The following is a 26,897-nucleotide window of genomic DNA, read 5'->3' on the forward strand; positions in this document are numbered from 1 at the left end:
CCGGCCCGCGGCGGCGGGCCGGCCCCCACGTACGCGAGGTGGTGCGCCTACGGCTTCCAGGAGCCGGCGGTCTCCAGCTTGTGCCGGTATTCCAGCGCGCCGTTCTTGTTGGTCACGTCGAAGGTGACGCTGCCGGTGCGCTTGCTGCCCTCCCGCAGGTTGACCCCGGAGTCGAGCAGGTCGCCGCAGCCGGCCAGCGCGCCGGCGATCCCGTTCGCGGTGGTGCCGTCCTCGGCCACCCACTGGAAGTAGAACGGGTTGATCGACATGTTGCCCTTCTTCACCGTCGCGGTGACGTCCGCGATCAGGTAGAGCCCCTTGTCGGGGTCGGGCGAGTACGACTTGCAGCCCTTCGTCGAGGTGCGGAACCGCAGCACCGTGATCTCCAGGGTGCCGTCCTCGTCGTTGATGACCAGGGTGTCGCCGGCCTTCATGTTGAAGGTCTCCCCGTCGGCCGGGGCGGACGACGACGAGGAGGTCGGGCCGGCGCTCGGCAGGCCGCTCGGAGCGGTGGTGACCCGGGGCAGGTCCGGGAACTGCCGCTCGGCCTCCTTCGCCGCCTCGTTGGCCCCGGTGACCAGCGCCACGATGCCGCCGACGCAGCAGAGCAGCGCGAGCACCACCACGACGACCACGATGATGACGATCGGCTTCTTGCTGCTCTTCTTGGCCCCCATCGGCGGGCCGAGCGGGTAACCCTGGCCGGGCGCGTAGCCCGGGCCGGGCGGGTACGACCCACCCGGGGGCGGCGGGTAGGCCGGACCGGGCGGCGGCGGGTAGGCCGCCTCCACGCCCGGCTGGTACGTCGGGTCGGGGGCGGGCGGCGGCGTGAACCCACCCGGCTGGTACGGCGAACCCGACGTGGGCTGGTACGGGGAGCCCGAGGTCGGCTGGTACGGCGCGCCGGACACCGGCGGCGGCGGATAGGGCGCACCCGAGACCGGCGGCGGCGGGTACCCCGCGCCCGAGACCGGGGGCTGCGGGGTGGTCGGCGGCAGGGGCGGCGGTGCGGTCGGATCGGCCGGCCACGAGGGCATGGGTGCCGTCGCCGGATCCTGGTTCGGCTGGTAGGGGTCTTGCGGCGGCCCGTAAGGGTCCTGGGGGTGGCTCACCGTACTCCTCGGCACCTCATCGCGATCTCGAACGCCCTGACGGTATCGCCCCTGGCCAAGTCGCGGATCACCCCGACCGTCTCAGCGGGGTAACAGGATGGCGGCGGTACGGACCACGTCGGCGTCGACCGCGAACCGCCCGGTGACCGTCGCGGGCGGGTCGGGCACCGGGGCCGCGTCCAGCCTGGCGGGGGAGATCCGGGCCGTGAACAGGCCGGAGTCCGGGTCCAGCTCGACGCGGGCGTCGTGGAAGTCCAGCCACGTGCCGACGACCGGGTGCCACACCTTGTAGACGGTCTCCTTGGCGCTGAACAGCACGACGGGCCAGGGTGCGGTGTCGGGGAGCCGGGCGCAGTCGTCCCATTCCTCGGGCAGGCCGACCAGCCGGCGTACCCCCGGGTTGAGCTCCCGGTGCCGTTCGGCGTCCATGCCGACCGACCGGATCTCGTCGGCGCGGGCCGCGGCGGCGGCGCAGTAGCCCGGCGTGTGGGTGATGGTGCCGACCACCCCGGGCGGCCAGACCGGGGAACGGTCGGGCGCGGCGGGTACGGCGACGGCCGGCACGCCGAGCCGGGCGAGCGCCCGCCGGGCGCAGACCCGCCCGGCGGTGAAGTCGCGCCGGCGGCGCTCGACCGCCCGCTCGCCCAGGCAGGCCCGCTCGGCGGGCAGCAGCTGGCCGTCCCAGTCGTCCCCACCGGCGACGGCCACCGCGACCTCGGGCGGCAGCAGGTCACGCATCCCGGCCCCCGCCGCCCCCGTCGCGGCCCCGACCGCCCCGCACGCCGCTCATCGCCGTCGAACGTACCGCACCCGTCCCCGCGCCGGCGGACCGTGGGATCGGCGGTCGGCACGCGCCGATCCCACGGTCCACGGCAGGGCCGGGCCGGCGGGGGTCAGGGCCGGCGGGGACGGCGGGTCAGCGCGAAGCCGACGACGCCGGCCACCGCCGCGAGCACCCCGCCGACCGTGGTCCAGACCCACCGCGACGACAGGTCCGGCAGCCACCCGGCGAGGAGGCTCCCGTCGTCCTCCTCGTCGGCCGGGGCCGCCGCCGGGTCACCGGTCAGCACGGTCCCGGCCTTCGTGTTGGGCACCAGCGGGGCCTTCAGCTCCCCGTCGTCGCCGGGGGCGTCGCCGTCGCCGACCTCGGCGACCAGCAGGTCCACGTCGACCGGCAGGCCGAGGTCCGGCTCCGGCAGCTCCACGACGGAGAGCCGCACGTAGTACGTGCCGGGCAGCGGGTCGGCCGACCACGGCTCGGCCCACGACCGGACCCGGCGCAGGGTGCAGCCCAGCGCCACGCTGGTCGCCGACGCCCCGGCGGTCGGGGTCTGCGCCCCCGCCGTGCACGCCTGCCGGCGGCGCAGGCCGTCGAAGACCTCGACCGTCCAGGTGGAGTCGCCGGTGCGGCCCTTCGGGAAGGTGACCGTCGCCGCGATCTCGTGGACCTGCCCGGCGCTGGCCGAGAACGACCAGTAGAGGTAGTCGCCGCCTGACGCGCCGACCCGGACCGGCTGGCCGGCGGTGATCGGCGTGGCGGTGAGGAACGAGGTGCCGGCCTTGGTGACCGTCGCGGCACCGGGCGAGGGGGTGGGCGCGGCCAGCGCGGGGGCGGCCGGGAGCGTCAGCGCGGCGGCGGCGACCAGCGCCGCCGAGGACCGGATCAACGGGGTACGCATCGTCAGTTCTCCCTCCAGGTGGCGACCCACCAGCGGGTGAGCAGCCCGGCGACGAGCCCGGTGACCAGGCCGGCCAGGGTCAGCAGCAGCAACAGCACCCAGCCCCGGCCCAGGTCCGGCCCGCCGGGGTCCGGCGACGAGGCGACCACGTCGACGGTCAGCTCGATCGGCATCCCGGGGCTGGCCCGGGTGCCGGTGCGCGGCGCGAACGCGTTGCTGACCACCAGGCAGACGGTGGTCGGGGCGGCCGCCGTGTCGCCGGCCGCCGGGCTCGGCGTCTCCCCGTCCCCGTCCCCGTCGTCGGCGTCCGCGTCGTCGTCGGCGGCGGCCGACCAGCGCAGGCCGGCGGAGACCACGTCGGTGCGGCCGCTGCCGGCGTCCACGCCCCGGACCAGCTCCCGGCCGTCGGGGGCGGTCGCCCGCAGCAGCACCGCGTGGTCGGGGTTGACCGGGCGGTCCAGCGCGATGCTCACCGAGGCCCGCAGCTCCTGACCCGGGCGCACCGGCACCCGGTACCAGCGGTGCTCGGAGAACTGTTCCCGGTCGGTGTAGACGCCGGGGGCGAGCAGCGGCGCGTCCGGGCACCGGGCGGAGCCGCCCACCACGGTCGGTGCGGCGGTGTAGGTGTCCCGGGCCCGGTCCACCAACTGCTTGATCCGGCCGGTCAGCTCCTCGGCGCTCTGCGCGGCCGTGTACGTCCCACCGGTGGCGCCGGCGATGCAGAGCAGCTGCCTGCGCACCTTCTCGTCGGGGGCGAGTCCGAGGGTGTCCACCACCAGCTTGGTGCCCTGGGCGGCCAGCTCGCGGGCCACCTCGCACGGGTCCGGCGGGGCGCAGGTGTCCTCGCCGTCGGTGATCAGCACGATCCGGCGGGCGGTGGCGCCCGTGCCGAGGTCGGCGGCGGCCGAGCGCAGCGCCAGCCCGACCGGGGTGAACCCGGTGGGCCGGAGGGTGGCCACGGCCGCCTTGGCCTGGGCCCGGTCCACCCGGCCGACCGGCACGATCTGCTGGGTGTCCTGGCACCCCACCTTCTTGTCCTTGCCCTTGTAGGTGGCCCCGAGCACCCGGATGCCGAGCTGGGTCTCCTCGGGCAGCGCGTCCACGACCTCGTTGAATGCCTGCTGCGCCACCGAGATCCGGCTGCGACCGTCGATGTCCCGGGCCCGCATCGAGCCGCTGACGTCGAGCACCAGCTCGACCCGGGGCGGCTCGGCGGCGGGGTTCTCCTCGTCCGCCCGCGCGGGTGCGGGACCACCCAGCGCGACCGCCGGACCGACCAGGACGGTTGCCGCCAGCAGTCCGCGGAAGACGGTTGTCCATCGTCTCTTGTTGATCACCGGGGCGAGTGTAGTGAGATCCACTTTGGAGGCTCAGGCGGCCCTCAGGCGCCCGGCGGCGGGGTGGGCCGGACCCTCGGCGCGGCCGGAAAGCTCCGTAAGGTCCCCGCTGGATGACTGACGGTTAGCTGCCGCATGTAAACCATTAGGCTGGTGTTGCTCCGTCGGAAATCTGACCCGAGTCCACCCGTTGTGCCGGTGGTGCCGGGTGGTTAAGCTCCTATTGCGCGCCCCAATCGCCCGCTTCCCCCGTGGCAGGCGATCGGGGCGCGCGTCTTTGTGCCCAGGAGCCGTTTCCCGCCCCGGTGGCCCGGCAACCGGGCCCGCCCCGGGGCCCGGTTGTCCGATATCCGACGGCCGGCGCGTCAGATCCAGCGGCCGTCCAACCACATCCGGGCCGACCACTCCGCGTACGGCAGCACCTTGCCCACGAAGATCGGATAGAAGTACGCGAAGCAGAGCGCCACCAGCAGCACGTACGCGCCCACGATGACGCCACCCACCAGCCGGCGTTCCGCCACCTCGTCCTCGCCGTCGGCGGAGGCCCCCTTGGCGGCCGGCGCCCGCGCCCCGTCGGTGGCCGGCGTGACGATCGCGCCCAGCACGTAGACGACCGCGAGGACCAGGAACGGCAGGGCCGGCGCGGTGTAGAAGGAGAACATCGTCCGGCCGTCGAGGGCGAACCAGAACCAGGGCAGCAGCCCGGCGGCCACGCAGAGCAGGATCGCCCCAGCCCGCCAGTCCCGCCGCGCGAGGCCGATCCAGGCCGCCCCGAACAGGGCGGGCAGGAACGACCACCACAGCAGCGGCGTGCCCAGCAACAGGATCTCCGAGGCGCAGCTCGGCGCGCCGCAGGCACCCTCGCCCGACCAGTGGAACGCCACCGGCCGGCCCAGCAGCAGCCACTGCCAGGGCCAGGACTGGTACTTGTGCGGGTCGTCGAGCTGCTTGTGGAAGCCGTACGCCGCCTTGTGGTATTCCCACAGGTTGTTCAGCGCCCCGATGATCGGGGTGTCGCTCAGGCCCGGCACGTTCGGGTACCTGGCGGCGAGGCGGTAGTAGCCGTCGTCGGTCAGCAGCCAGCCCGACCAGGTCGCCACGTAGGCGACGACCATGAGGACGCCGGCCAGCACCAGCCAGGGCAGTTCGTCGAGCAGCGCGTCGCGCCACGGCCGGCGCACCCCCGCGGAGCGGCGGACGCCGACCTCCCACAGCAGGGCCAGCAGCGCGAAGGCCGGCAGGAAGTAGAGGGCGCTCCACTTGACCGCGCAGGCGAGGCCGAGCAGCACCCCGGCGGCCAGCCGCCACCACGGCCAGTTCCGCCAGCCGCCGGCGGGCCGGCCGGCGCGGCCGGGCGCGGTGGGGTCGAGGCCGGCGTCCAGCGCCCGGCTCCACCGGCGACGCCGGGCGTCCCGGTCGAGGACCAGCGCGCCGAACGCGGCCAGCACGAACAGCAGCAGGAAGATGTCGAGCAGGGCGGTGCGGGACAGCACCAGGTGGAAGCCGTCGAGGGCGAGCAGCAGGCCGGCGGCGCAGCCGAGCGTGGTGGAGCGGAACAGCCGGCGGCCGATGCGCACCAGCAGCAGCACCGAGACGATGCCGGCCAGCGCCGCGCCGAACCGCCAGCCGAACTCCGGTGCGGTCGTCATCAGGTGCCCGGGCACGGAGATGTTGTGCTCGGCGTCGGAGTAGCCGAACGCCCACTCGCCGAGGCCGATCAGCCACTTGCCCAGCGGCGGGTGCACCACGTACGACGGGCCGTTGTCCTTGTAGTTCCACTCGACGCCCTTGTCGACGAGCCCCCAGCCGTCGCGGGCGTAGTAGATCTCGTCGAAGATCTTGCCCTTGGGGTAGCTGAGGCCGACCAGGCGCAGGATCGCGGCGATCGCCACCACCACGGCGGTGGCGATCCACGAGTTGACGTCCAGCCGGGCGTCGACGGTGGCGAGCCGCCGCCGAACGATCGCGGAAACGCCCCCGCCGCCGGCGTCGGGGGTGGGGGGAGGCCCGGACTCCTCGGTCGCGTCGCCGGCGGACCCGGCCTGCTCCGGTCCCGCCTGGCCCGCGCTCGCGCTCTGCGCTGTCGACGCACTCGTCACGCAGCGATCGTAGGCTGCGGAGGTGCCCGGTGGCGTCCGTCGTCCCCGATATCGGTACAACTGTCGATGAAGGAGCGCTTCTCTTGGGTGAAATGTCCGAATTCGGACGCCTGATCCTCCTCGGCGCGCCGCTCGGCAACCCGGCCGACGCGTCCGGCCGGCTCCGCGAGGTGCTCGCCGCCGCCGACGTGGTCGCCGCCGAGGACACCCGGCGGCTCACCCGGCTGGCCCGCGACCTCGACGTCACCGTCGGCGGCCGGATCGTCTCCTACTTCGAGGGCAACGAGGAGCGGCGCACTCCCGAACTCGTCGAGATCCTCCGCGAGGGATACGTCGTCGCCCTGGTCACCGACGGCGGCATGCCCAGCGTCTCCGACCCCGGCTACCGGCTGGTCCGGGGGGCTCTCGACGCCGGGGTCCCGGTGACCGCCGCACCCGGGCCCAGCGCCGTCACCACCGCCCTGGCCCTGTCCGGCCTGCCCAGCGACCGGTTCTGCTTCGAGGGCTTCCTGCCCCGCACCCCCGGCGCGCGGCGGTCCCGGGTGCGCGCCCTGGCCGCCGAGGAACGCACCCTGGTCCTCTTCGAGGCCCCGCACCGCATCGCGGGCGCGCTCGCCGACCTGGCCGCCGGGTTCGGCGCCGACCGCCCGGCCGCGCTCTGCCGCGAGCTGACCAAGACGTACGAGGAGGTGGTCCGCCGCCCCCTCGGCGAGCTGGCCGCCTGGGCCGCCGAGCACGAGCCGCGCGGCGAGATCACCCTCGTGGTGGCCGGCGCGCCGCCGGCCGCCGCGCAGCGCCCCGACGACGAGACCCTGCGCGCGGCCGTCGCCGAGCGGGAGGCCGCCGGCCTGTCCCGGCGCGACGCGATCACCGAGGTCGCCACCGAGTACGGCCTGCGCCGCCGCGACGTCTACACCACCGTCCACGCCTGAGGTGACCGGTCGGCGGGGGCCGGGGCGGGCGCGCCTACCAGGCTGCGGCGAGGAAGCCGGCGCTGATCACGAGCGGGCCGGCCACCGCGACCGTCACCGCCCAGCGGCGGGCCCGCCGGTCGGCCAGCCGGGCCGCACCGGTGTACCGGGCGATCCCCGCGCCGCAGGCCAGCACCAGCAGCAGCCCGAGCAGCCAGCGCAGGTGCCGACCGGCGCCGGTGTCGGCGTACGCGGTGTCGCCCGACGGGCCGGTCATCCGGGCGGTCAGGGTGGAGCCGGTGGCGGTGCGTTCGGCGGGCACCCCGCTGACGCGTACCCCGAAGGCGATGAACCGCTCGCCCTCGGCGGTGAAGACCCCCCGGCAGCGCTGCGTCAATCCGGCGCCCGTGCACTCGCCGATCACGACGGTGCCGGTGGTGGCGTGCCCGAGGGCGAGCCAGAACGGGCCGACGCTCACCCAGGCGAAGAAGGCGGCGAGCAGGCTGAGCGCCAGCAGGGCGGAGAGGCCCTGCCAGGGGTCCGGCGGGTGGGCGGGCCGGTCGGCGGCGCGCCGCCGGCGGGTGCCGCCCCGGGGGTCCGCGTCGGCGGCGCGCCGCCACCACCAGCGGCGGCGGCCGTGTTCCTCGCGCAGGGGGGTGCCGTCCCAGTGCACCTGTTCGATCGGGGCCCAAAACAGCCCGTCGTCGTCGCCCTGCGCGTCCTCGTCGGGGGCCGGGGCCCGGCGAAGCCGGCCGCCGGGCTGCCGGACCGGAACCCGGCGCGGCACCGCGTCGACCGGGGCACCGGTGGTCGGCTCCACCTCCACCGGCTGGTCGGGGCCGACCGCCTGCCCGGGCAGCGTGGTCGGGCCGGGCTGGGTGGTCGGGCCGGGCAGCGCGGATGGGCCGGGCTGTGCAGTGGGGCCGGGCTGGGTGGGCGGGCCCGCCTGGGCGGGCGGGCCGGGCTGCGTGGTCGGGCCCGCCTGGGCGGGCCGGGCCGCCTGCGCGGGCGGCGCGGGCGCCGATCCGCCGGGCGGCTCCTCGTGCCCCTGGGCGGCTCGTCTGCCAGTCACGGTTTCATTGGACACCGGCAGGTGAGGGCAGCAGTGCAGGTCAGGCCGCGTGTCGGCGACAAATCGGGCGAGAAGCCCGGGGTGCTCGTGGCGAGCCGGCCTATTGGTTCGCGGTGGCCCCGCGCCGGTCACTAGGCTTGCTGGTCATGAGTCACGTTCTCGCGGCGGTAGCCTGGCCGTACGCCAACGGCCCGCGCCACATCGGCCACGTCTCCGGTTTCGGCGTTCCCTCCGACGTCTTCGCCCGGTACATGCGGATGGCCGGCCACGACGTGCTCATGGTCTCGGGCACCGACGAGCACGGCACCCCGATCCAGGTGCAGGCCGACGCCGAGGGGGTCACCCCCCGCGAGCTGGCCGACCGCTACAACCGGGTGATCGCCGAGGACCTGCGGGCGCTGGGGCTGTCGTACGACCTGTTCACCCGCACCACCACCCGCAACCACTATGCGGTGGTGCAGGAGCTGTTCGCCGGGCTGCACCGCAACGGCTACATCGTGCCCCGGGTCACCACCGGGGCGATCTCGCCGTCGACGGGCCGGACCCTGCCCGACCGGTACATCGAGGGCACCTGCCCGATCTGCGGGTACGACAGCGCCCGCGGCGACCAGTGCGACAACTGCGGCAACCAGCTCGACCCGGTCGACCTGATCAACCCCAAGTCCAAGATCAACGGCGAGACGCCGGAGTTCGTCGAGACCGAGCACTTCTTCCTCGACCTGCCCGCCCTCGCCGACGCCCTGCGGCAATGGCTGGACGGCCGCGAGGGCTGGCGGCCCAACGTGCTGCGGTTCTCGCGGAACCTCCTCGACGACCTCCAGCCCCGGGCCATCACCCGGGACCTGGAGTGGGGCGTGCCGATCCCCCTCGACGACTGGCGCGACCGCCCGGACAAGCGGATCTACGTCTGGTTCGACGCGGTCATCGGCTACCTGTCGGCGTCCATCGAGTGGGCCCGCCGCACCGGCGACCCGGAGGCGTGGCGCAGGTGGTGGTCCGCCGACGCCGAGGGCAGGGACGCCCGCAGCTACTACTTCATGGGCAAGGACAACATCGTCTTCCACTCGGTGATCTGGCCGGCGCTGCTCGGCGGCTACTCCGGCGCGGGCGACCACGACGGCGAGCCCGGCGCGCTGGGCCGGCTCAACCTGCCCACCGAGGTCGTCTCCAGCGAATACCTCACGATGGAGGGCCGCAAGTTCTCCTCGTCCCGCAAGGTCGTCATCTACGTGCGGGACTTCCTCGAACGCTACGACGCGGACGCGCTGCGCTACTTCATCGCGGTCGCCGGGCCGGAGAGCAACGACACCGACTTCACCTGGGCCGAGTTCCTCCGCCGCAACAACGACGAGCTGGTCGCCGGCTGGGGCAACCTGGTCAACCGGTCGGTGTCGATGGCGGCGAAGAACTTCGGCGCGATCCCGCCGGTCGACCCCGCCGGGCTCACGGAGGCCGACGAGGCGCTGCTGGCCACCGCCCGCGCCGGCTTCGACACCGTCGGCGACCTGATCGGCCGGCACCGGCAGAAGCAGGCCATCGGCGAGGCGATGCGGGTCGTCGCCGAGGCCAACAAGTACCTGTCGGAGCAGGCCCCCTGGAAGCTCAAGGCCGAGGCCGACAAGCCCCGGATGGGCACCATCCTGCACGTCGCCCTCCAGGTGGTCAGCGACGCCAACACCCTGCTCACGCCGTTCCTGCCGCACTCCGCGCAGCAGATCCACGAGCTGCTCGGCGGCACGGGTGTGCACGCCCCGATGCCGGTGCTGGAGGAGGTCGACGACCTCGACGGCGGGCCCGCGTACCCGGTGCTGACCGGCGACTACACGGTCGGGGCGCGCTGGGAGTCGGTGCCGCTGGAGGTGGGCCGGCCGCTCGCGGCGCCGAAGCCGGTGTTCCGCAAGCTCGACCCGTCGATCGTCGAGGAGGAGCTGGCCCGGCTCGCCGGCTGACCCGCCCCGCCGGCCCACGATCTGACCCGCCCCGCCGGCCCACCACGAAGGGCCCGCAATGACGGCGACATGGCGGCATCCCGGCACCCGGGACACCGCCATGTCGCCGACATCGGCCTGCGGAACGCTCGGCCCGCGGAAGCTCGGCGTGCGAAAGGGCTCAGCGCCGTGCCATCGCCGGGGCCACCACGAACTCCAGGATCGCCCGGTTCACCTCGTCGGCGTTCGTCCACGGGATGCCGTGCGGGGCGCCCTTCAGCGTCACCAGCCGGCCGTCGGGCAGCATCGGCTGCAACCGCTGGCCGGTCACCCCGTACGGCAGGACCCGGTCCTGGTCGCCCTGCACGATCAGCACCGGCACGTCGATCCGGGGCACGTCGGGCCGGAAGTCGGTCAGCCAGGCGTCCACGCTCTGGTACGTGCCGATCGCCGAGGCCCGCGCGCCGATGTCCCAGTGCGCCCGGTACGCCTCCTCGCTGACCAGCCTGCCCTTGTTGTCGGCGTAGTTGAAGAAGTTGTCGCAGAAGCTGGTGAGGAAGGCGAACCGGTCGGCGAGGATCGCCTGCTGGAAGCCGTCGAACAGGCTCCGGTCCAGCCCCTCCGGGTTGTCCGGGGTCTTCAGCAGGAACGGCGCGAGCGGGGCGAGCAGCACCGCCCGGTCCACCCGGTTCGACCCGTACGTGCCCAGGTAGCGGGTGACCTCACCGGTGCCCATCGAGTGCCCGATCAGGATCACGTTGCGCAGGTCCAGCTCGGTCATCAGCACGTCCAGGTCGGCCGCGAACGTGTCGTAGTCGTAGCCGGCGGCCGGCTGGCTGGAGTTGCCGAAGCCCCGCCGGTCGTACGTGATGGTCCGGTAGCCGGCGGCGAGCAGCGCGTTGGTCTGCTTCTCCCACGTCGCCCCGTTGAACGGGAAGCCGTGGATCAGCACGACCGGCTGGCCGGCGCCGTGGTCCTCGTAGTACAGGTCGATGGGCGCGGTGTTCTCCGCGCCGACGGTCATGAAGGGCATCTCGTCTCCCGGTGCGGGGTCGGGTCGTCGGACGCCCCGCGCATTCCCGACCCGCCCCCCGATATGCGGTCCCGCCGGGACCGCGCCGCCGGGGCCGCTCCGGTCAGAGCGGATAGGACACGTCGACCATCCGGTCGTCGGTCACCTCGGCCGCCGGGGCCCACACCTCGTAGACGCCCCGTTCCTGGCACTGCGCCCCGGTCGTGGCCACCGCGTCCGGATCGGGCCGGACCATCCGCAACCGCAGCCAGCCGGCCTCCTCCCGCAGGACGAGCCAGGGCACGCCCCGCCAGGCGGCGTGCCGCAACCGGCGGGCCACCGCCTCCACCGGGTACCGCGCGGCCCGGGTCATCGCCAGCACCCGGAACCCGCCGGGCAGGTCGGCGACCGCCTCGTACGCGGCGCCGGCGTACCCGCCGACGAGCTGCGTCGACCGGGCCGCCTCCCCGGTCGGCAGCCACTCCTGGTCGGGGGAGAGGTCCGGCACCCCGGCCAGCAGGTGCCGCCACTGCGGGCCGACCATCCGCAGCCAGCCCCGCTGCTCGGCCTGGTAGCTGTAGAGCACCACCTCCTCGCCCGACGCCGGGTAGGCCAGCAGGGTGGCGTTGGCCGGCATCGGCAGGTCGGCGAAGTCCCGCGTGACGAACTCCGGGACCAGCTGCGCCTCGCTCGGCACGAACCCGGTGCCCAGCACCGGCGGGCCGAGCCGGTCCCGGGGCGGCAGCGCCGTCAACCCCCGGTGCTCCGCGCCGACCGGCCGCACGTAGTCGGCCGGGTCCGCCGCCCGCCAGCGCAGCGCGTACGCCACCTCCAGGTCGTCGCGGCCGCCCGGCGAGTCGGTGCGCAGCACCGCCAGGGCCCCCGGGGTGCGCAGATGCGCCACGTCGTGCTCGCGGTGGCAGAAGCCGTGCGGCAGCCAACCCCGGGCGTACCCGGCGAGCTGCCGCGCGGAGAGCACCTTGACCATCCGGGTGCCCCGCCGGACCACCGCGGACGCCCGCACCGCCACCAGCGTCGGATCGCCGGCCGAGGCCGGCTGCTGGCTGAGCCGCTGCACCTGCGACCAGCCCCGCTCGCGGTGCAGCGGCACCATCAGCGGCGCGTCCGGCTCCTCGGTCGGCTCGGCCGCGCCGTGCACCGCGTCGACCTCGCTGGCGTGGGCGAACCGCCGCCAGGGCAGCGGTGCCCCCGCCCGGGGCGACCACTCGAAGCCGGGTGCCTCCTCGGCGCTGAACAACTCGTACGCCGCGCCCCGGGCGATCGCCTCCGCCGGGTAGGCGACCCCGCCGCACGTGACGCGCAGCCCCGCCCGCGCTTCGGCGGCTCCGCGGGCCTGGGGGGAGACGCTCACCCCGGCGACGCTAGGCCCGCCGCGTTCCGGGCGGGTGAACGGCCGGTGACGGCCCGATGACCGGTGCCTGGTCGGCGCGCTCCCCACCCCGCCGCCGGGACACCCGGGAAGGGGCCGGGTGGCGGACCGGGCCGACCGGCGGTGTGTGATGCTGGCGGCGATGACCGAGTCGACCGAACCCCGCCGGCAGCGGGCCGCCCGCCGGGCCGGCGAGTTCCCGCCCGCGCCCGAGCCGCTGCCCGGCCCCGTGCCGGACAGCCACACCCACCTGGACATCACCGTCACCGAGGCCGGCGTACCGGCCGGCGGGGCGGGCGGCAACGCCACCGCCGACGACCCGGTCGCCGCGGCCGTCGCGGTGGCCGCCGAGGCCGGCGTGGACCGGCTCGTCCAGGTCGGCGTCGACGTCGCGTCCTCGGCGTGGAGCGCCGACGCCGCCGACCGCTACCCGGCGGTGCTCGCCACCGTCGCGCTGCACCCCAACGAGGCGCCCCGCCTCGCCGACCTCGACGAGGCGCTGCGCGCCATCGAGGCCCTCGCCGCCCGCGACCGGGTGCGCGGCATCGGCGAGACCGGAATGGACTTCTTCCGCACCGGCGACGAGGGCCGCGCCGCGCAGGAGGAGAGCTTCCGCGCCCACATCGGCATCGCCAAGCGGCACGGCAAGGCCCTCGTCATCCATGACCGGGACGCCCACGCCGATGTGCTGCGCGTCCTCGACGACGAGGGCGCCCCGGACATCGTCGTCCTGCACTGCTTCTCCGGCGACGCCGACTTCGCCCGCGAGTGCGTCCGCCGGGGCTACCTGCTCAGCTTCGCCGGCACCGTCACCTTCGCCAGCGCCACCGCGCTGCGCGAGGCCGCCGCGCTCACCCCGCTCGACCAGCTCCTCGTGGAGACCGACGCCCCGTACCTCACCCCCACCCCGCACCGGGGGCGGCCCAACGCGTCGTACCTGATCCCGCTCACCGTCCGCGCGCTGGCCGCGACCACCGGCGCGGACCTCGACGCGCTCTGCGCCGCCCTGTCGGCCAACGGCGAACGCGCCTTCGGCCCGTGGTGACCCCCAACCTGCTCGGCCCGGCGGAGATCCGGGACCTCGCCGCCCGACTCGGCGTCAGCCCCACCAAGAAGCTCGGCCAGAACTTCGTGCACGACCCCAACACCGTGCGCCGCATCGTCGCCGCCGCCGCGCTCACCGCCGACGACGTCGCCCTGGAGGTCGGCCCCGGCCTCGGCTCGCTCACCCTCGCCCTGCTCCCCGTCGCCGCGCACACCCACGCCGTCGAGATCGACCCGACGCTGGCCGCCGCGCTGCCGCAGACCGCCGCCCACCACGCCGGCCCGTACGCCGACCGGCTCACCGTGCACCGCGCCGACGCGCTGCGCGTCACCGCCGCCGAACTGGCCGACCCCGCGCCGACCGCCCTGGTGGCGAACCTGCCGTACAACGTGGCCGTGCCCGTGGTGCTGCACCTGCTCGCCGCGCTGCCCAGCCTCCGCCACGGCCTGGTGATGGTGCAGAAGGAGGTCGCCGACCGGCTCGTCGCCGGCCCCGGCTCCAAGGTGTACGGCATCCCGTCGGTCAAGCTCGCCTGGCACGCGCACGCCCGCGCCGCCGGCCGGGTCCCGCCCAACGTGTTCTGGCCGGTGCCCAACGTCGACTCCGGACTGGTCGCCTTCACCCGCCGCGAGCCGCCCCGCCCCGAGGTGCCCCGGGAACGGGTCTTCGCCGTCGTCGACGCCGCGTTCGCCCAGCGCCGCAAGACCCTGCGGGCCGCCCTCGCCGGGTGGGCCGGCGGCCCCGACCGGGCCGCCGCCGCCCTCACCGCCGCCGGGGTGGACCCCGGCGCACGCGGGGAGTCACTCACCGTCGAGCAGTTCGCCGCCGTCGCCGCGTCGGCTCCGACCGGCACGCCGGCCGCGCAGTAGGCTGGCGCGGTGCCCGGACCCCGCAACGCGTACGACCTGGTTGACGGCCGGTCCGCGCCGGCCACCGACCCCGCCGAGGAGCTGATCGTGACCGAGCCGTTCGACATCCGCCTGCGCCTGCGGGGCATCGTCCCGTGACCGAGGCCTGGCGACCGGACGACGATGACGACCAGCAGCGACGCGGGGCCGCCGGCCCCGTCCGGGTGCGGGTCCCCGCCAAGGTCAACCTGCACCTCGGGGTGGGCCCGCTGCGCCGCGACGGCTACCACGAGCTGAACACGGTCTACCACGCCATCTCCATCCACGACGAGCTGACCGCCCGCCGCGGCGACACCCTCACCCTGACCATGGAGGGGGAGGGCACCGGCGAGCTGGCCCTCGACGACACCAACCTGGTGATCCGGGCCGCCCACGCCCTCGCCGGCTACGCGGGCGTCATGCCGCACGCCCGGCTGCACCTGCGCAAGCAGATCCCGCTCGCCGGGGGCCTGGCCGGCGGCAGCGCCGACGCGGCGGCGGCCCTCGTCGCCTGCGACGCGCTCTGGGGCACCGGCCTGTCCCGCGACGAGCTGGCCGGGATCGCCGCCGACCTCGGCTCCGACGTGCCGTTCCTGATCCACGGCGGCACCGCGCTGGGCACCGGCCGGGGCGAGGCCGTCAGCCCCGTGCTGGCCCGCCCCACCTCCTGGCACTGGGTGGTCGCCATCGCCGACGGCGGCCTCTCCACCCCCGCCGCGTACGCCGAACTCGACCGGCTCCGCGCCGCCGGCGCCGCCGGACCGCCGCTGGGCAGCACCGACGGGCTCCTCGCCGCGCTGCGCCAACGCGACCCCCGGGTGCTCGCCGCCACCCTCGGCAACGACCTCCAGGCCGCCGCGCTGGCCATGCGCCCGTCGCTGGCCGCCACCCTCAAGGCCGGCGAGGCCGCCGGGGCGCTCGCCGGCATCGTCTCCGGCTCCGGGCCCACCTGCGTCTTCCTTGCCGCCGACGCCGCCGACGCCGAGCGGATCGCCGCCGAACTGGAGGCGGCCGGGGTGTGCCGCGAGGCGCGCACCGCACACGGCCCGGTGGCCGGCGCCCGGATCGGCTGACCCACCCGCGCCCGACCCGCCCCCCGGGGCGGGCCGGGCGCGTCCGCGTACCCTGGGAGCCAGGCGTCCCCAGGTGCCCGCCGGCACCGGGACGCCTTGATCATGGAAGGTGGGGTAGTGGCCAACATCGTCAACCTGGACCGGGTGTCCAAGGGGTACGGCGCCGCCGGGCCGCTGCTCACCGACGTCTCGCTCGGCCTCGACGACGCCGACCGCATCGGCGTCGTCGGCCTCAACGGCGCCGGCAAGTCCACCCTGCTGCGGATGCTCACCAAGCAGGAGGACCCCGACGACGGGCGCGTCACCCACCGCCGCGACCTGCGCGTGCTCTGGCTGCCGCAGGCCCTCACCCTCGCCCCCGAGGCCACCGTCCGGGACGTGGTGCTCGGCACCGCCTGGCTCGGCCAGAGCATGGGCGCCGAGCACGAATGGGCCGGCGACGCCGGCGTCCGCGCCATCCTCGACGGCCTCGGCATGCCCCACCTCGGCCTCGACCAGCCCGTCGGGCCCATGTCCGGCGGCGAGCGCCGCCGCGTCGCCCTGGCCGCGCTGCTGGTCCGCGAGTCCGACCTGCTCATCCTCGACGAGCCCACCAACCACCTCGACGTCGGCGGCGTCGACTGGCTCGCGAAGCACCTCGTCGGCCGGCGCGGCGCGCTCGTCGTGGTCACCCACGACCGGTGGTTCCTCGACGCCGTCTGCACCACCACCTGGGAGGTCGCCGACCAGACCGTCCGGGCGTACGAGGGCGGCTTCGCCGCCTGGACCCTCGCCCGAGCCGAACGGGAACGCGTCGCCGCCGCCACCGAGGCCCGCCGGCAGAACCTCCTCCGCAAGGAGATCGCCTGGCTGCGGCGCGGCCCGCCCGCCCGCACCTCCAAGCCGAAGTTCCGCATCGACGCCGCCAACGCGCTCATCGACGACGTGCCACCGCCGCGCGACACCATGTCGCTGCAACGGCTCGCCACCGCCCGGCTCGGCAAGCAGGTGTACGACCTGGAGCACGTCCGGCTGCACGCCGGCCCCAAGGAGATCCTGCACGACACCACCTGGCAGGTCGGCCCCGGCGACCGGATCGCCATCCTCGGCCGCAACGGCGCCGGCAAGACCACCCTGCTGCGGCTGCTCGCCGGCATCACCCGCCCCGACGGCGGACGCTTCCACACCGGCTCCACGGTCAAGCCGGCCTTCCTCTCCCAGGAGCTGGCCGAACTCCCCGGCCACCTGCGCGTCCTCGAAGCCGTCGAGGAGGTCGCCCGCCGCGTGCAGCTCGGCGACCGGGAGGTCTCCGCCGCCCAGCTCGCCGAGGTCTTCGGCTTCGACGACCGCCGGCTCTGGACGCCCGTCGGCGACCTCTCCGGCGGGGAACGCCGCCGCCTGCAGATGCTCCGGCTGCTCGCCGCCGAGCCCAACGTGCTGCTGTTCGACGAGCCCACCAACGACCTGGACACCGACACCCTCGCCGCGCTGGAGGACCTCCTCGACTCCTGGCCCGGCACGATCATCGTGGCCAGCCACGACCGGTACCTCATCGAACGGGTCACCGACGTCGCGTACGGGATGTTCGGCGACGGCCGCCTCGTGCACCTGCCCGGCGGCGTCGACGAGTACCTGGCCCGCGCCGCCGACCGGCAGCCCGCCGCCCCGGCCGCCCCCACCGGGCCCACCGCCGACGGCACGCCCGCCGCCGCCACGGGCGGCATGTCCGCCGCCGAGGCCCGGCAGGCCAAGAAGGAACTCACCCGCCTCGAACGGCAGATCGCCAAGCTGGAGCAGCGGGAGGCCACCCTCCTCGACCAGCTCGCCGCCAACGCCACCGACTACGCCCGGGTCGCCGAGCTGGACGCCCAGCTCAAGGACGTCCGGGCCGAGCGGGAGCAGGTCGAGGAGAGCTGGCTGGCCCTCGCCGAGCAGGTGCCCGGCAGCTGACCAGGGCAACCGGGCGGGGGGTGTGCGGCGTCACAGCCCGCCGTGCGGGACAATCGCAGGCGACCCCTCACCCGCACGGTCTTGGAGACTCAGACATGGCCCACACCCCCGTCAACCACCCCGCGCGGCCGATCTACCGGGCGATCGGCGGGCTCGTTGGTCTGTACTTCCTGGTCTTCGGCGTGCTCGGCCTCGTCGCCAGCGCCGGCAACGACTTCCTCGCCCAGGACGACACCACGGTGCTCGGGCAGGGCACCAACCTCGGCTTCTCGCTGCTGAGCATCGTGCTCGGCATCGCGATCCTCGCCGGCACCGTGATCGGCCGCAACCTCGACGTCGCGATCAACCAGTGGCTGGCGTACGCCCTCATGGTCCTCGGCCTCGCCGAGCTGGCCTTCCTCCAGACCGACGCCAACATCTTCAACTTCACCATCACCACCGACATCGTGGTGCTGACCCTCTCCATGGTCCTGCTGATGGCCGGCATGTACGGCAAGGTCGGCACGGACGAGGAGAACGAGGCCTGGCAGAAGGCCCGGCTCGTCCTGTAGCCCGCACACCGCAGCGGGGGTCGGCACGCGCCGCCCCCCGCTGCGGCGGTTCGGCCCACGTCCGACGGCCGGCGGGGTGACAATCCTTCCGACTGGTGTCAATCGGACGGAGGGGTCATGGCGCACTTTCCGGTCAACCACCCGGCCCGGCCGCTCTACCGCGTCCTCGCCGGGCTCGTCGGGCTCTACATCCTGCTCTTCGGCGTCTGGGGCACCGCCGAGACCTGGGGCGAAGGTCTCTTCGACCGGGGCAGCCACTGGGCCCTCGGGCTCCGCACCAACCTGGCGTTCTCGCTCGTCTCGGTGGCCTTCGGCATTGTGCTGCTGATCGGGGCGTCCCGGCGCACCAACCTCGGCCACTACATGAACCTCACCGCCGGCGCGGTCTTCCTCGTCACCGGCACCCTGATGATGGCCGTCCTTCAGACCCCCGCGAACTTCCTCAACTTCTCGATGTCCACCGTCATCGTGTCGCTGCTGTTCGGGCTGGTGCTGCTCGCCACCGGCCTCTACGACAAGGTCGGCCCCGCCGACCACGCCGAGGCCGAGGACCGGCGTCGCCGCGACCCCGTCCCCGGCAGCCGCTGACCGCCGACCCGCCGCCGACCGACCGCGCCGTCAGCGGCCCCGGGGCGTGATCAGCGTCGGCTTCGCCTCCAGGTGCGACAACCCGTTCCAGGCCAGGTTGACCAGGTGCGCCGCCACCGTCTCCTTACGCGGCTTGCGCACCTCCAGCCACCAGCGCCCCGTCAACGCCACCATCCCCACCAGCGCCTGCGAGTAGAGCTCGGCCAGCTTCGGGTCGTACCCCCGGGTCTTGAACTCGGCCCCGAGGATGTGCTCGACCTGGTGCGCGACGTCGTTCATCACGCTGCTGAAGTTGCCCGTCGCCGACATCAGCGGCGACTCCCGGACCAGCACCCGGAACCCGCTGGTCTCCTCCTCGATGTAACCCAGCAGGGTCAGCGCCGCCTGCTCCAGCAACTCCCGGGGGTGACCGGCGGTCAACGCCGCGGTGATCCGGTCCAGCAGGGCCCGGACCTCCCGGTCCACCACCACCGCGTAGAGCCCCTCCTTGCCGCCGAAGTGCTCGTAGACCACCGGCTTGGAGACCTTCGCCCGGGCCGCCACCTCCTCGATCGAGGTCGCGTCGAAGCCCCGCTCGGCGAACAACTGCCGACCGATCGAGATCAACTGCTCGCGCCGCTGGGCCGCCGACATCCGCACCCGCGACGGCGGCTTACCCGCCGCCGGCACCGCGCGCCGCCGCCCGCCGCCTGCCCCGCCTCCGCCGACCGGACCATCTGCCATGCCGTCACCTCGCCGGCGCGCCGTGACGCCCTGTCGTGGGATGCTGCCGCCGTCGTTGGTCGCGCCGCCGTCGTCGGTCATCCGGCCATCCTGCCAGGTGGCGGCCGGCCCGACCGACCCGTTTACCGCAGCCGACCCCGCCCCGGCGGCTCCGGGTGGGCCAGCTTGGCCGCGATGCGCTCCGGCTTCGGCCAGCGCACCGCCCACGCGGCCCCGGTCCGCTCCAACAGCCAGATCACCCGGGCCGAGATGTCGACCTGCCCGCGCAGCACGCCGTGCCGGGCGCTCGTCGGCTCGGCATGGTGCAGGTTGTGCCAGCTCTCGCCGAACGACAGGATCGCCAGCGGCCAGAAGTTGGTCGCCCGGTCGCCCTGGCGCATCGCGAACGGCCGATCGCCGTAGACGTGGCAGACCGAGTTGATCGACCAGGTCACGTGGTGCAGCAGCGAGATCCGCACCAGCCCACCCCAGAACAGCGCCGTCAGGGCGCCCCGCCACGACCAGGTGAGCAGGCCGCCCATCAGCGCCGGGCCGAGCACCGTCACCACCACCAGCACCGGGAAGAGCCGGTCCACCGTCCGCGTCGCGCGGTCGGCGAGCAGGTCCGGGGCGAACCGCTCCCGGTTGGACAGTTCCCGGCCGAACAACCAGCCGACGTGCGCGTGGAACAGCCCCTTCACCAGCCCCCGGACACTCTGGCCGAACCGCCACGGCGAGTGCGGGTCGCCGTCGAGGTCGGAGAACGCGTGGTGCCGGCGGTGGTCGGCGACCCACTGGATGATCTCGCCCTGCACCGCGAGGGAACCCGCGACCGCCAGCGCCACCCGCAGCCACGGCCGCGCCCTGAAGGAGCCGTGGGTGAAGTAGCGGTGGTAGCCGACCGTGATGCCCAGCCCCGAGACGACGTACCAGAACGCGGCCACCGCCACGTCGGTCCAGCCCAGCCAGCCGCCCCAGGCGACCGGCACCGCGGCGACCAGGGCCAGGAACGGGACGACCACGAACGCCCACAGGGCGACCAGGATGCCCCGCGACTGCGGGCCCTGGGTCAGCGGCTTCGGACCGGTGGGGTGGGACTCGGTCAGAGCGGTCGACATGGCACCTCGCAGCGGGATTGCAGAGATCACGAAGTTACGCCTACGTCACCGTAACTTAGGGCGTCGGGAAAAGCACCGGACAGTTCCCGGCGTGGATGCGTTGCGTGTCGTACGTCCGTACTAACCTGCTGTTCGTGGACGCCTTCCAGCTCTTGGACGACTCCCGGGCGGCAGAGGTTCGCCGACTGCGCACCGTCGAGCAGCTCAGCGTGCGCGAGATCCGGGCCCGCACCGGCCTCGGCCGCAACCGGGTCCAGGAACTGCTGCGCGGGGTGCCCGCCCCGGAGCGGACCCGCCGGCCCAACGCCAAGGACGCCCTCCGGGCCGAGGCGACGCAACTGCGCGCCCAGGGCTGCACCGTGCCCGACATCGCGGTCCGGCTCGGGGTGGCGAAGTCGACCGCGTACCGCTGGGTCCAGGGCGTCCCGTGGGAGCCGGAGGGCGAGGCTGCCCGCGAGCGGCGTCGGGCGCACTCCCGGGCGATGACCGACGCACAGTGGGCCGCCCACCGGCAGGCACGGGACGCGGCCCGCGCGGAGACCGTCAGGGCCACGTCGGCATGGGTGGGGCGGCTGCGACGCCGGGAGTTGATCCTGGTCGGTGCGGCGCTCTACTGGGCGGAGGGGGCCAAGGCCAAGCCGTGGCGTCCGCACGACTGCCGCGTGAGGTTCGTCAACAGCGATCCGACGCTGGTCGAGGTCTTCCTCCACTTCGTCGAGGCGATGGGTGTGCCCCGCAGGACGCTGTCGTTCCGGGTGAGCATCCATGAGTCCGCGGATGCCCCGGAGGCGGTCCGGTGGTGGGCGGAGCGGGTGGGGGTGCCTGCCGGCGACTTCCGGCCCGTCTCGCTCAAGCGGCACCGCCCTACGACGGTCCGGCACAACACCGGCGACGACTATCGCGGATGCCTGACGGTCGAGGTGCCCAGATCGCGGCGGCTCTACTGGAAGATCGAAGGGATCATGAGGGGAATGGGCGCTGGCGTGGAAGCTGTGGGGCGCTAAGGTGTAGTAGTCCGGCCAACCGATTGGTTTGTCCGTTTTAGACCGTCCCGGGTCGTCTAATGGCAGGACGTCAGGTTTTGGTCCTGATTATAGGGGTTCGAATCCTCTCCCGGGAGCTTCCGCTGTATCGCCGCCCTTGCGTGGTTAGCATGGCCGCGAGACTGTCGCCGTCCCGACGGGAGCCACGTCGTGTCCCAGCCCCACCTCCGCACCGTCGTCGTGCTCGCCGCCGGGGAGGGCAAGCGGATGAAGTCGGCGCTGCCCAAGGTGCTGCATCCCCTGCTCGGCCGGACCCTGCTCGGCCACGTGCTCACCGCCACCGGGCCCCTGCGCGCGGACCGGACCGTCGTCGTGGTCGGCCACGGGGCGGACCGGGTCCGGGCGCACCTGGCCGAGGTCGCCCCGGAGGCCGTACCGGTGCTCCAGGCCGAGCAGCGCGGCACCGGCCACGCGGTCCGGATCGCGCTCGACGCCGTCGCCGACGCCGCGGGGACCGTGGTCGTGATCAACGGAGACGTGCCGCTGCTGCGCCCCGAGACGGTCGCCGCGCTGGTCGACGCGCACGAGGCGGCCGGTGCGGCGGCGACCGTGCTCGCCGCCGAGGTGCCCGACCCCACCGGGCTCGGGCGGATCGTCCGGGACGAGGCGGGCCGGCTGCGGCAGATCGTCGAGGAGCGCGACGCCACCGCCGAGCAGCGGGCGCTGCGGGAGATCAACGCCGGCAGCTACGCGTTCGACGCGGTGCGGTTGCGGGACGCGCTGGGCAAGCTCTCCACCGACAACGACCAGGGCGAGGAGTACCTGACGGACGTCTTCGCCCTGCTGGTCTCCATCGGCGAGCCGGTCGGGGTGCACGTGGCCACCGACCACGTGGAGACGCTGGGCTGCAACGACCGGGTCGAGCTGGCGGCGCTGCGCCGGCTGCTGCGCGACCGCGTCAACGAGGCGTGGATGCGCACCGGGGTGAGCATCCTGGACCCGGCGACGACCTGGATCGACGTGACGGTCGCGGTGGACCGGGACGCGGTGATCGACCAGAACACGCAGCTGCGCGGCCGGACCGTGGTGGGCGCGGAGGCGGTGGTGGGCCCGGACGTGACGCTGATCGACACGGTGGTCGGGCCGGGGGCGACGGTGCTGCGCAGCCACGCCGTCGACGCCGAGGTCGGCGCGGGGGCCAGCGTCGGGCCGTACGCGTACCTGCGGCCGGCGGCGCGGTTGGCCGAGAAGGCCAAGGTCGGCACGTTCGTCGAGGTGAAGAACTCCGAGGTCGGGGCGGGCGCGAAGGTGCCGCACCTGTCGTACGTGGGTGACGCGACGATCGGGGCGCGGGCCAACATCGGCGCGGCGACGATCTTCGTGAACTACGACGGGGTGAACAAGCACCGCACGACGGTGGGGGAGGCGGCCTTCATCGGCTGCGACACCAGCCTGATCGCCCCGGTCGAGGTGGGGCCGGGCGCGTACGTCGCGGCGGGCAGCGCGATCAGCCAGGACGTGCCGCCGGGGGCGCTCGGGGTGACCCGCGCGCCGCAGCGCAGCATCGAGGGATGGGTGGCCCGGAGGCGGGCCGGCACGGCGTCGGCGGAGGCTGCGGAGCGGGCTTTGCGGGCTGCGGCGGAGGATGCGCCTGGGGCATAGTGGGCGCAAGGGAAGGTGAGGCAATCCACGAGGGCGCCGAGGCGGTTCGGGGGCCGTCAGGCGGGGGAGATACTGCAAACCGAATAGTCCCCGGCCCCACACCGCAGCCGGGCAAACCGACCAACGGGAGCAGACGGGCCCATGGGCAGCATCGTCGCCGAAAACCGCAAGAGCCTGATGCTCTTCTCCGGACGTGGTTTCCCGGACTTGGCCAGGGAGATCGGTGAGGTCCTCGGCGTCGCGCCGACGCCCGCCGACGCGTACGAGTTCGCCAACGGCGAGATCTTCGTGCGCTTCAAGGACTCGGTGCGTGGTTCGGACGCCTTCGTGGTGCAGTCCGTGACGCACGGGGTCAACACCTGGGTCATGGAGACCCTGATCATGGTCGATGCGCTGAAGCGTGGCTCGGCCAAGCGGATCACCGTGGTCCTGCCGTTCTACCCGTACTCGCGGCAGGACAAGAAGCACCGCGGCCGGGAGCCGATCTCGGCGCGGCTGGTGGCGGACCTGCTGAAGACGGCGGGGGCGAACCGTATCCTCACGGTGGACCTGCACACCGCGCAGATCCAGGGCTTCTTCGACGGCCCGGTCGACCACCTGTTCGCGATGGACGTGCTGGCCGAGTACGTGGAGCGCAAGTTCGCCGGGCGGCCGATGACGGTGGTGGCGCCGGACTCGGGCCGGGTGCGGGTGGCGGAGCGGTGGACCGACCGGCTGGGCGGTTGCCCGCTGGCGTTCATCCACAAGACGCGGGATCCGTTGAAGCCGAACCAGGTGGTGGCGAACCGGGTGGTCGGTGAGGTCGAGGGTCGGGTGTGCCTGATCGTCGACGACATGATCGACACCGGTGGGACGATCACCAAGGCCGCCGACATCCTGCGGGAGTCGGGCGCGGCGGAGATCGTGGTGGCGTCGACCCACGCGTTGCTGTCGGATCCGGCGACCGAGCGGCTGAAGAACAGCCCGATCACCGAGGTCGTGGTGACGAACACGCTGCCGTTGCCGCCGGAGAAGCAGCTCGACAAGATCACGGTGCTGTCGATCGCGCCGCTGCTGGCCCGGGCGATCCGAGAGGTCTTCGACGACGGCTCGGTGACGACCCTCTTCGGTGGCCTGAGCTGAGGTGATCGTCGTGCGCCGGCCGTCGTCGCGGCGGCCGGCGCACGGCGGTGTTGGGCGTTTTCGCTCCTGACAGCGTGCGGGGCGGGGACTGCCGTCGGGCGCGTATTCAGCTCGGGTAGACTGTTGCGGTTGCCACGGCGAGGGTGCCCGGCGGGCCGCTGAAAAGCACCGCACGGAGGCACCGTGATCGACGCGGTGCTCCGGGCAGTCGTTCATGACGCATGAGCCCCAGCGAGCCCCTCGCCCCAGCACCGCAAGACGACAAGCCGCCGCAGCGAAAAGCATCAGGAGTTTCCCCGTGTCCGAGGTAAAGATCAGCGCCGAGCCCCGTACCGAGTTCGGCAAGGGTGGTGCCCGTCGTACCCGCCGGGCCGGCATGGTGCCCGCCGTGCTGTACGGCCACGCCGAGAAGCCGAAGCACATCGCGCTGCCCGCGCGTGAGTTCGCCGCCGCGATCCGTAAGGGCGGCGCCAACCAGCTGTTCGCGATCGAGGTCAGCGACGGCACCCAGGTGCTGGCGCTGCCGAAGGCGATCCAGCGTGACCCGATCAAGGACACCTTCGAGCACGTCGACCTGCTGCTGGTCCGCCGCGGCGAGAAGGTCACCGTCGAGGTCCCGGTCCAGCTGACCGGCGAGGCCGCGAAGGACACCCTGATCGTGCACGACCACGACACCCTCTCGGTGACCGCCGACGCCACCAAGGTGCCGGACCACCTGGAGGCGTCGATCGAGGGCCTGGAGGCCGGCACGCAGGTCACCGCCGCCGACGTGGAGCTGCCGTCGGGCGTCGAGCTGGCCGCCGACCCGGAGCTGCCGGTCGCCGCCGTGACGGCCGCCCCGACCGCCGAGCAGCTGGAGGCCACGCTGCCCGAGGTCGAGGCCCCCGCCGAGGAGGCCGAGGCCGAGGCTGGCGAGGAGGCCGCCGAGGGTGCCGAGGCCCCGGCCGCCGAGGGCGAGGAGGCCCCGGCCGAGGCGAAGACCGAGGCCTGACCGGTCAGTCTTTCCGTGCGACAGGCGCCCCCGACCCCGGGGGCGCCTGTCGTCGTGTCAGGACCGGGTCTGGGCCGGCCGCCGGGTGCGGCGGGCGAGCGGGAGGGGTGTGGCGTGACGGACGAGTCGGGGCCGTGGCTGGTGGTCGGCCTGGGCAACCCGGGCCGGGAGTACGCGGGTAACCGGCACAACGTGGGCTTCATGGTGGCCGAGCTGCTGGCCGCCCGGGTGGGCGGGAAGTTCGGTCGGCACCGGCGGGCGGTGGCCGAGGTGGCCGAGGGCCGGCTCGGGTTGGGCGGGCCGAAGCTGGTGCTGATGAAGCCGCTGACGTACATGAACCTCTCCGGGGGGCCGGTGGCCGGGTTGGCGCAGTTCCACAAGGTGCCGCCGGGGCGGGTGATCGCGGTCCACGACGAGCTGGACATCGGCTACGGCCAGGTGCGGGTGAAGTGCGGCGGTGGCGAGGGCGGGCACAACGGGCTGCGTTCGATGTCGAAGTCGCTGGGGACGAAGGAGTACGTGCGGGTGCGGTTCGGCATCGGCCGGCCGCCGGGGCGACAGGACCCGGCCGACTACGTGCTGTCGGACTTCTCGGCGGCGGAGCGCAAGGAGCTGGAGTTCCTGGTGGACCGGGCGGCGGACGTGGTCGAGTCGGTGGTCACCCGGGGTGTGGAGCCGACCCAGAACCTCTATCACGGGGCCTGAGCCGGGCGGGGCGGCGCGGCTGGCGGTCGTACGGCCGGTAGTCTGCGCCTTTCCGGCGGACCACGGCCGGCAGGTGGGCGTGGCCGGCAGGTGGCCGTGGCCGGCGAGGTGGGTCGCGGCGAGGCGACGGGAGTGAGTGGTGGGCAGTCCTCCGATGATCGACGGCGCGTTCGCCCGGTGGTTGGCGGCCCAGGCCGGGCAGGCGCTGCTGGGCGTGCGGGCCGATCTGGGGTTCGCCGACCCGGGGGCGTTGCGGTCGGCCGGGGACAAGGTCTCGCACGACCTGATCCGCACCGAGCTGGCGAAGTGGCGGCCGGGGGACGCGGTGCTCTCGGAGGAGGACGAGGGGTCGCGGCTGGCGTGGGCGGCGGAGGTGAGCGCCGGGGCGGTGTCCCGGCTGACCGCCGACCGGGTGTGGATCGTCGACCCGTTGGACGGGACCCGGGAGTTCTCCGAGGAGGGCCGTTCGGACTGGGCGGTGCACGTGGCGTTGTGGGCGCGGAACGCGTCGACGCCGCACCGCCTGGTGGCGGGGGCGGTGGGGTTGCCGGCGCAGCACCGGGTGCTGGGCACGGACCATCCGCCGGCGTACCCGCCGATGACCCTGGAGGCGGCGACCTCGGGCGGCGGAAGGACCATCCGGTTGGCGGCCAGTCGTAGCCGTCCGCCGGTTTTCCTGACCGATCTGGCGGACGATGTGGGCGCTCATCTGGTGCCGATGGGCTCGGCGGGGGCGAAGATCGCCGCTGTGGTGACGGGTGAGGTCGACGCGTACGTCCACGCGGGCGGCCAGTACGAGTGGGACTCGGCCGCTCCGGTGGCTGTGGCGACGGCCACCGGCCTGCATGCTTCCCGGATCGACGGTTCTGCGCTGAAATACAACGAGGCCGACCCGCGCCTGCCGGATCTGCTGGTCTGCCGCAAGGATCTCGCCAGCCGGTTGCTTGCAGCGCTGCAGAGGCATTCCGGGTAGCCTGAGCAGTCTTCTTCACGTGTCCGAC

The 26,897-nt window shown here is 74.1% G+C and carries 24 protein-coding genes, 1 tRNA gene and 1 pseudogene; 16 read left to right on the forward strand and 10 right to left on the reverse strand.

The window, feature by feature from the left end; translation table 11 throughout:
* Window positions 1-47: 47 nt before the first annotated feature.
* From TK50_RS05735 to TK50_RS05755, 5 genes are all read right to left on the reverse strand, one after another.
* Window positions 48-1,112 (reverse strand): DUF4352 domain-containing protein, encoded by a 1,065-nt coding sequence (locus TK50_RS05735; RefSeq protein ID WP_043961781.1) that lies wholly within the window; start codon window positions 1,110-1,112, stop codon window positions 48-50.
* An 81-nt stretch (window positions 1,113-1,193) separates the two neighbouring features.
* Complete coding sequence (locus TK50_RS05740) at window positions 1,194-1,850, reverse strand: 4'-phosphopantetheinyl transferase family protein (protein ID WP_043961782.1); 657 nt, start codon at window positions 1,848-1,850, stop codon at window positions 1,194-1,196.
* Between the two features lie 155 nt (window positions 1,851-2,005).
* The gene (locus TK50_RS05745; RefSeq protein ID WP_043961783.1) at window positions 2,006-2,791 is read right to left on the reverse strand and encodes a hypothetical protein; all 786 of its coding nucleotides are present in this window, start codon (window positions 2,789-2,791) and stop codon (window positions 2,006-2,008) included.
* Window positions 2,792-2,793: 2 nt separating this feature from the next.
* Complete coding sequence (locus TK50_RS05750) at window positions 2,794-4,128, reverse strand: VWA domain-containing protein (protein WP_043961785.1); 1,335 nt, start codon at window positions 4,126-4,128, stop codon at window positions 2,794-2,796.
* 365 nt (window positions 4,129-4,493) lie between these two features.
* A complete protein-coding gene (locus tag TK50_RS05755; RefSeq protein ID WP_043961786.1) occupies window positions 4,494-6,227 on the reverse strand; it encodes a dolichyl-phosphate-mannose--protein mannosyltransferase in 1,734 nt (577 codons plus the stop codon).
* Window positions 6,228-6,319: 92 nt separating this feature from the next.
* Here TK50_RS05755 and rsmI point away from each other — a divergent pair, with 92 nt between their 5' ends.
* Window positions 6,320-7,159 carry a 16S rRNA (cytidine(1402)-2'-O)-methyltransferase gene (rsmI, locus tag TK50_RS05760; protein WP_043961787.1) on the forward strand — a complete coding sequence of 280 codons (840 nt, stop codon included), beginning with the start codon at window positions 6,320-6,322 and terminating at the stop codon, window positions 7,157-7,159.
* A gap of 34 nt (window positions 7,160-7,193) precedes the next feature.
* Here the strand turns inward: rsmI and TK50_RS05765 are convergent, their stop codons facing one another.
* Window positions 7,194-8,210 (reverse strand): hypothetical protein, encoded by a 1,017-nt coding sequence (locus TK50_RS05765; protein WP_229406800.1) that lies wholly within the window; start codon window positions 8,208-8,210, stop codon window positions 7,194-7,196.
* Window positions 8,211-8,356: 146 nt separating this feature from the next.
* Here TK50_RS05765 and metG point away from each other — a divergent pair, with 146 nt between their 5' ends.
* Window positions 8,357-10,159, forward strand: a complete 1,803-nt coding sequence (gene metG, locus TK50_RS05770) for a methionine--tRNA ligase (RefSeq protein ID WP_043961788.1) — start codon at window positions 8,357-8,359, stop codon at window positions 10,157-10,159.
* A gap of 160 nt (window positions 10,160-10,319) precedes the next feature.
* Here metG and TK50_RS05775 read toward each other — a convergent pair whose 3' ends face one another.
* Entirely contained in the window at window positions 10,320-11,171 is an 852-nt protein-coding gene (locus tag TK50_RS05775; RefSeq protein WP_043961789.1) for an alpha/beta fold hydrolase, read from the reverse strand.
* A 103-nt stretch (window positions 11,172-11,274) separates the two neighbouring features.
* Window positions 11,275-12,522, reverse strand: coding sequence for a hypothetical protein (locus TK50_RS05780; RefSeq protein WP_043961790.1), 1,248 nt, complete (start codon window positions 12,520-12,522; stop codon window positions 11,275-11,277).
* 148 nt (window positions 12,523-12,670) lie between these two features.
* Here TK50_RS05780 and TK50_RS05785 point away from each other — a divergent pair, with 148 nt between their 5' ends.
* The 7 genes from TK50_RS05785 to TK50_RS05810 all read left to right on the forward strand — a co-directional run bounded on the left by TK50_RS05785 (window position 12,671) and on the right by TK50_RS05810 (window position 18,613).
* A complete protein-coding gene (locus TK50_RS05785) occupies window positions 12,671-13,585 on the forward strand; it encodes a TatD family hydrolase (protein ID WP_043961791.1) in 915 nt (304 codons plus the stop codon).
* Window positions 13,582-14,454, forward strand: coding sequence for a 16S rRNA (adenine(1518)-N(6)/adenine(1519)-N(6))-dimethyltransferase RsmA (gene rsmA, locus TK50_RS05790; protein ID WP_144420283.1), 873 nt, complete (start codon window positions 13,582-13,584; stop codon window positions 14,452-14,454). The genes TK50_RS05785 and rsmA overlap by 4 nt, the downstream gene beginning before the upstream one ends.
* 9 nt (window positions 14,455-14,463) lie before the next feature.
* A complete protein-coding gene (locus TK50_RS35385) occupies window positions 14,464-14,592 on the forward strand; it encodes a hypothetical protein (protein WP_255378720.1) in 129 nt (42 codons plus the stop codon).
* Complete coding sequence (locus TK50_RS05795) at window positions 14,589-15,545, forward strand: 4-(cytidine 5'-diphospho)-2-C-methyl-D-erythritol kinase (protein WP_043961792.1); 957 nt, start codon at window positions 14,589-14,591, stop codon at window positions 15,543-15,545. The genes TK50_RS35385 and TK50_RS05795 overlap by 4 nt, the downstream gene beginning before the upstream one ends.
* 117 nt (window positions 15,546-15,662) lie before the next feature.
* Window positions 15,663-17,474, forward strand: coding sequence for an ABC-F family ATP-binding cassette domain-containing protein (locus TK50_RS05800; protein ID WP_043961793.1), 1,812 nt, complete (start codon window positions 15,663-15,665; stop codon window positions 17,472-17,474).
* A 95-nt stretch (window positions 17,475-17,569) separates the two neighbouring features.
* Complete coding sequence (locus TK50_RS05805; RefSeq protein ID WP_043961794.1) at window positions 17,570-18,025, forward strand: DUF4383 domain-containing protein; 456 nt, start codon at window positions 17,570-17,572, stop codon at window positions 18,023-18,025.
* Between the two features lie 117 nt (window positions 18,026-18,142).
* Window positions 18,143-18,613 (forward strand): DUF4383 domain-containing protein, encoded by a 471-nt coding sequence (locus TK50_RS05810; RefSeq protein WP_043961795.1) that lies wholly within the window; start codon window positions 18,143-18,145, stop codon window positions 18,611-18,613.
* Between the two features lie 30 nt (window positions 18,614-18,643).
* Here the strand turns inward: TK50_RS05810 and TK50_RS05815 are convergent, their stop codons facing one another.
* Window positions 18,644-19,336 (reverse strand): TetR/AcrR family transcriptional regulator, encoded by a 693-nt coding sequence (locus TK50_RS05815; RefSeq protein ID WP_043963936.1) that lies wholly within the window; start codon window positions 19,334-19,336, stop codon window positions 18,644-18,646.
* Between the two features lie 122 nt (window positions 19,337-19,458).
* Window positions 19,459-20,433, reverse strand: a complete 975-nt coding sequence (locus tag TK50_RS05820) for an acyl-CoA desaturase (protein WP_043961796.1) — start codon at window positions 20,431-20,433, stop codon at window positions 19,459-19,461.
* A gap of 104 nt (window positions 20,434-20,537) precedes the next feature.
* On the opposite strand from TK50_RS05820, the gene TK50_RS05825 reads away from it, so the two are divergent.
* The 7 genes and pseudogenes from TK50_RS05825 (at window position 20,538) to TK50_RS05855 (ending at window position 26,869) form a co-directional block, all read left to right on the forward strand.
* Entirely contained in the window at window positions 20,538-21,437 is a 900-nt protein-coding gene (locus tag TK50_RS05825) for a helix-turn-helix domain-containing protein (RefSeq protein ID WP_241773932.1), read from the forward strand.
* A gap of 45 nt (window positions 21,438-21,482) precedes the next feature.
* A tRNA-Gln gene (locus TK50_RS05830) sits at window positions 21,483-21,553 on the forward strand.
* A 130-nt stretch (window positions 21,554-21,683) separates the two neighbouring features.
* A pseudogene (gene glmU, locus TK50_RS05835) lies at window positions 21,684-23,155 on the forward strand (bifunctional UDP-N-acetylglucosamine diphosphorylase/glucosamine-1-phosphate N-acetyltransferase GlmU); the annotation flags it as partial.
* 64 nt (window positions 23,156-23,219) lie between these two features.
* Complete coding sequence (locus tag TK50_RS05840) at window positions 23,220-24,200, forward strand: ribose-phosphate diphosphokinase (protein ID WP_043961798.1); 981 nt, start codon at window positions 23,220-23,222, stop codon at window positions 24,198-24,200.
* Between the two features lie 298 nt (window positions 24,201-24,498).
* A complete protein-coding gene (locus TK50_RS05845; protein WP_043961799.1) occupies window positions 24,499-25,191 on the forward strand; it encodes a 50S ribosomal protein L25/general stress protein Ctc in 693 nt (230 codons plus the stop codon).
* Between the two features lie 114 nt (window positions 25,192-25,305).
* A complete protein-coding gene (gene pth / locus TK50_RS05850; RefSeq protein WP_043961800.1) occupies window positions 25,306-25,896 on the forward strand; it encodes an aminoacyl-tRNA hydrolase in 591 nt (196 codons plus the stop codon).
* Window positions 25,897-26,050: 154 nt separating this feature from the next.
* Window positions 26,051-26,869 carry an inositol monophosphatase family protein gene (locus tag TK50_RS05855; RefSeq protein ID WP_043961801.1) on the forward strand — a complete coding sequence of 273 codons (819 nt, stop codon included), beginning with the start codon at window positions 26,051-26,053 and terminating at the stop codon, window positions 26,867-26,869.
* The last annotated feature ends 28 nt before the right edge of the window (window positions 26,870-26,897 follow it).

This window comes from Micromonospora haikouensis (genome assembly GCF_000876225.1).
Classification (GTDB): Bacteria; Actinomycetota; Actinomycetes; order Mycobacteriales; family Micromonosporaceae; genus Micromonospora; species Micromonospora haikouensis.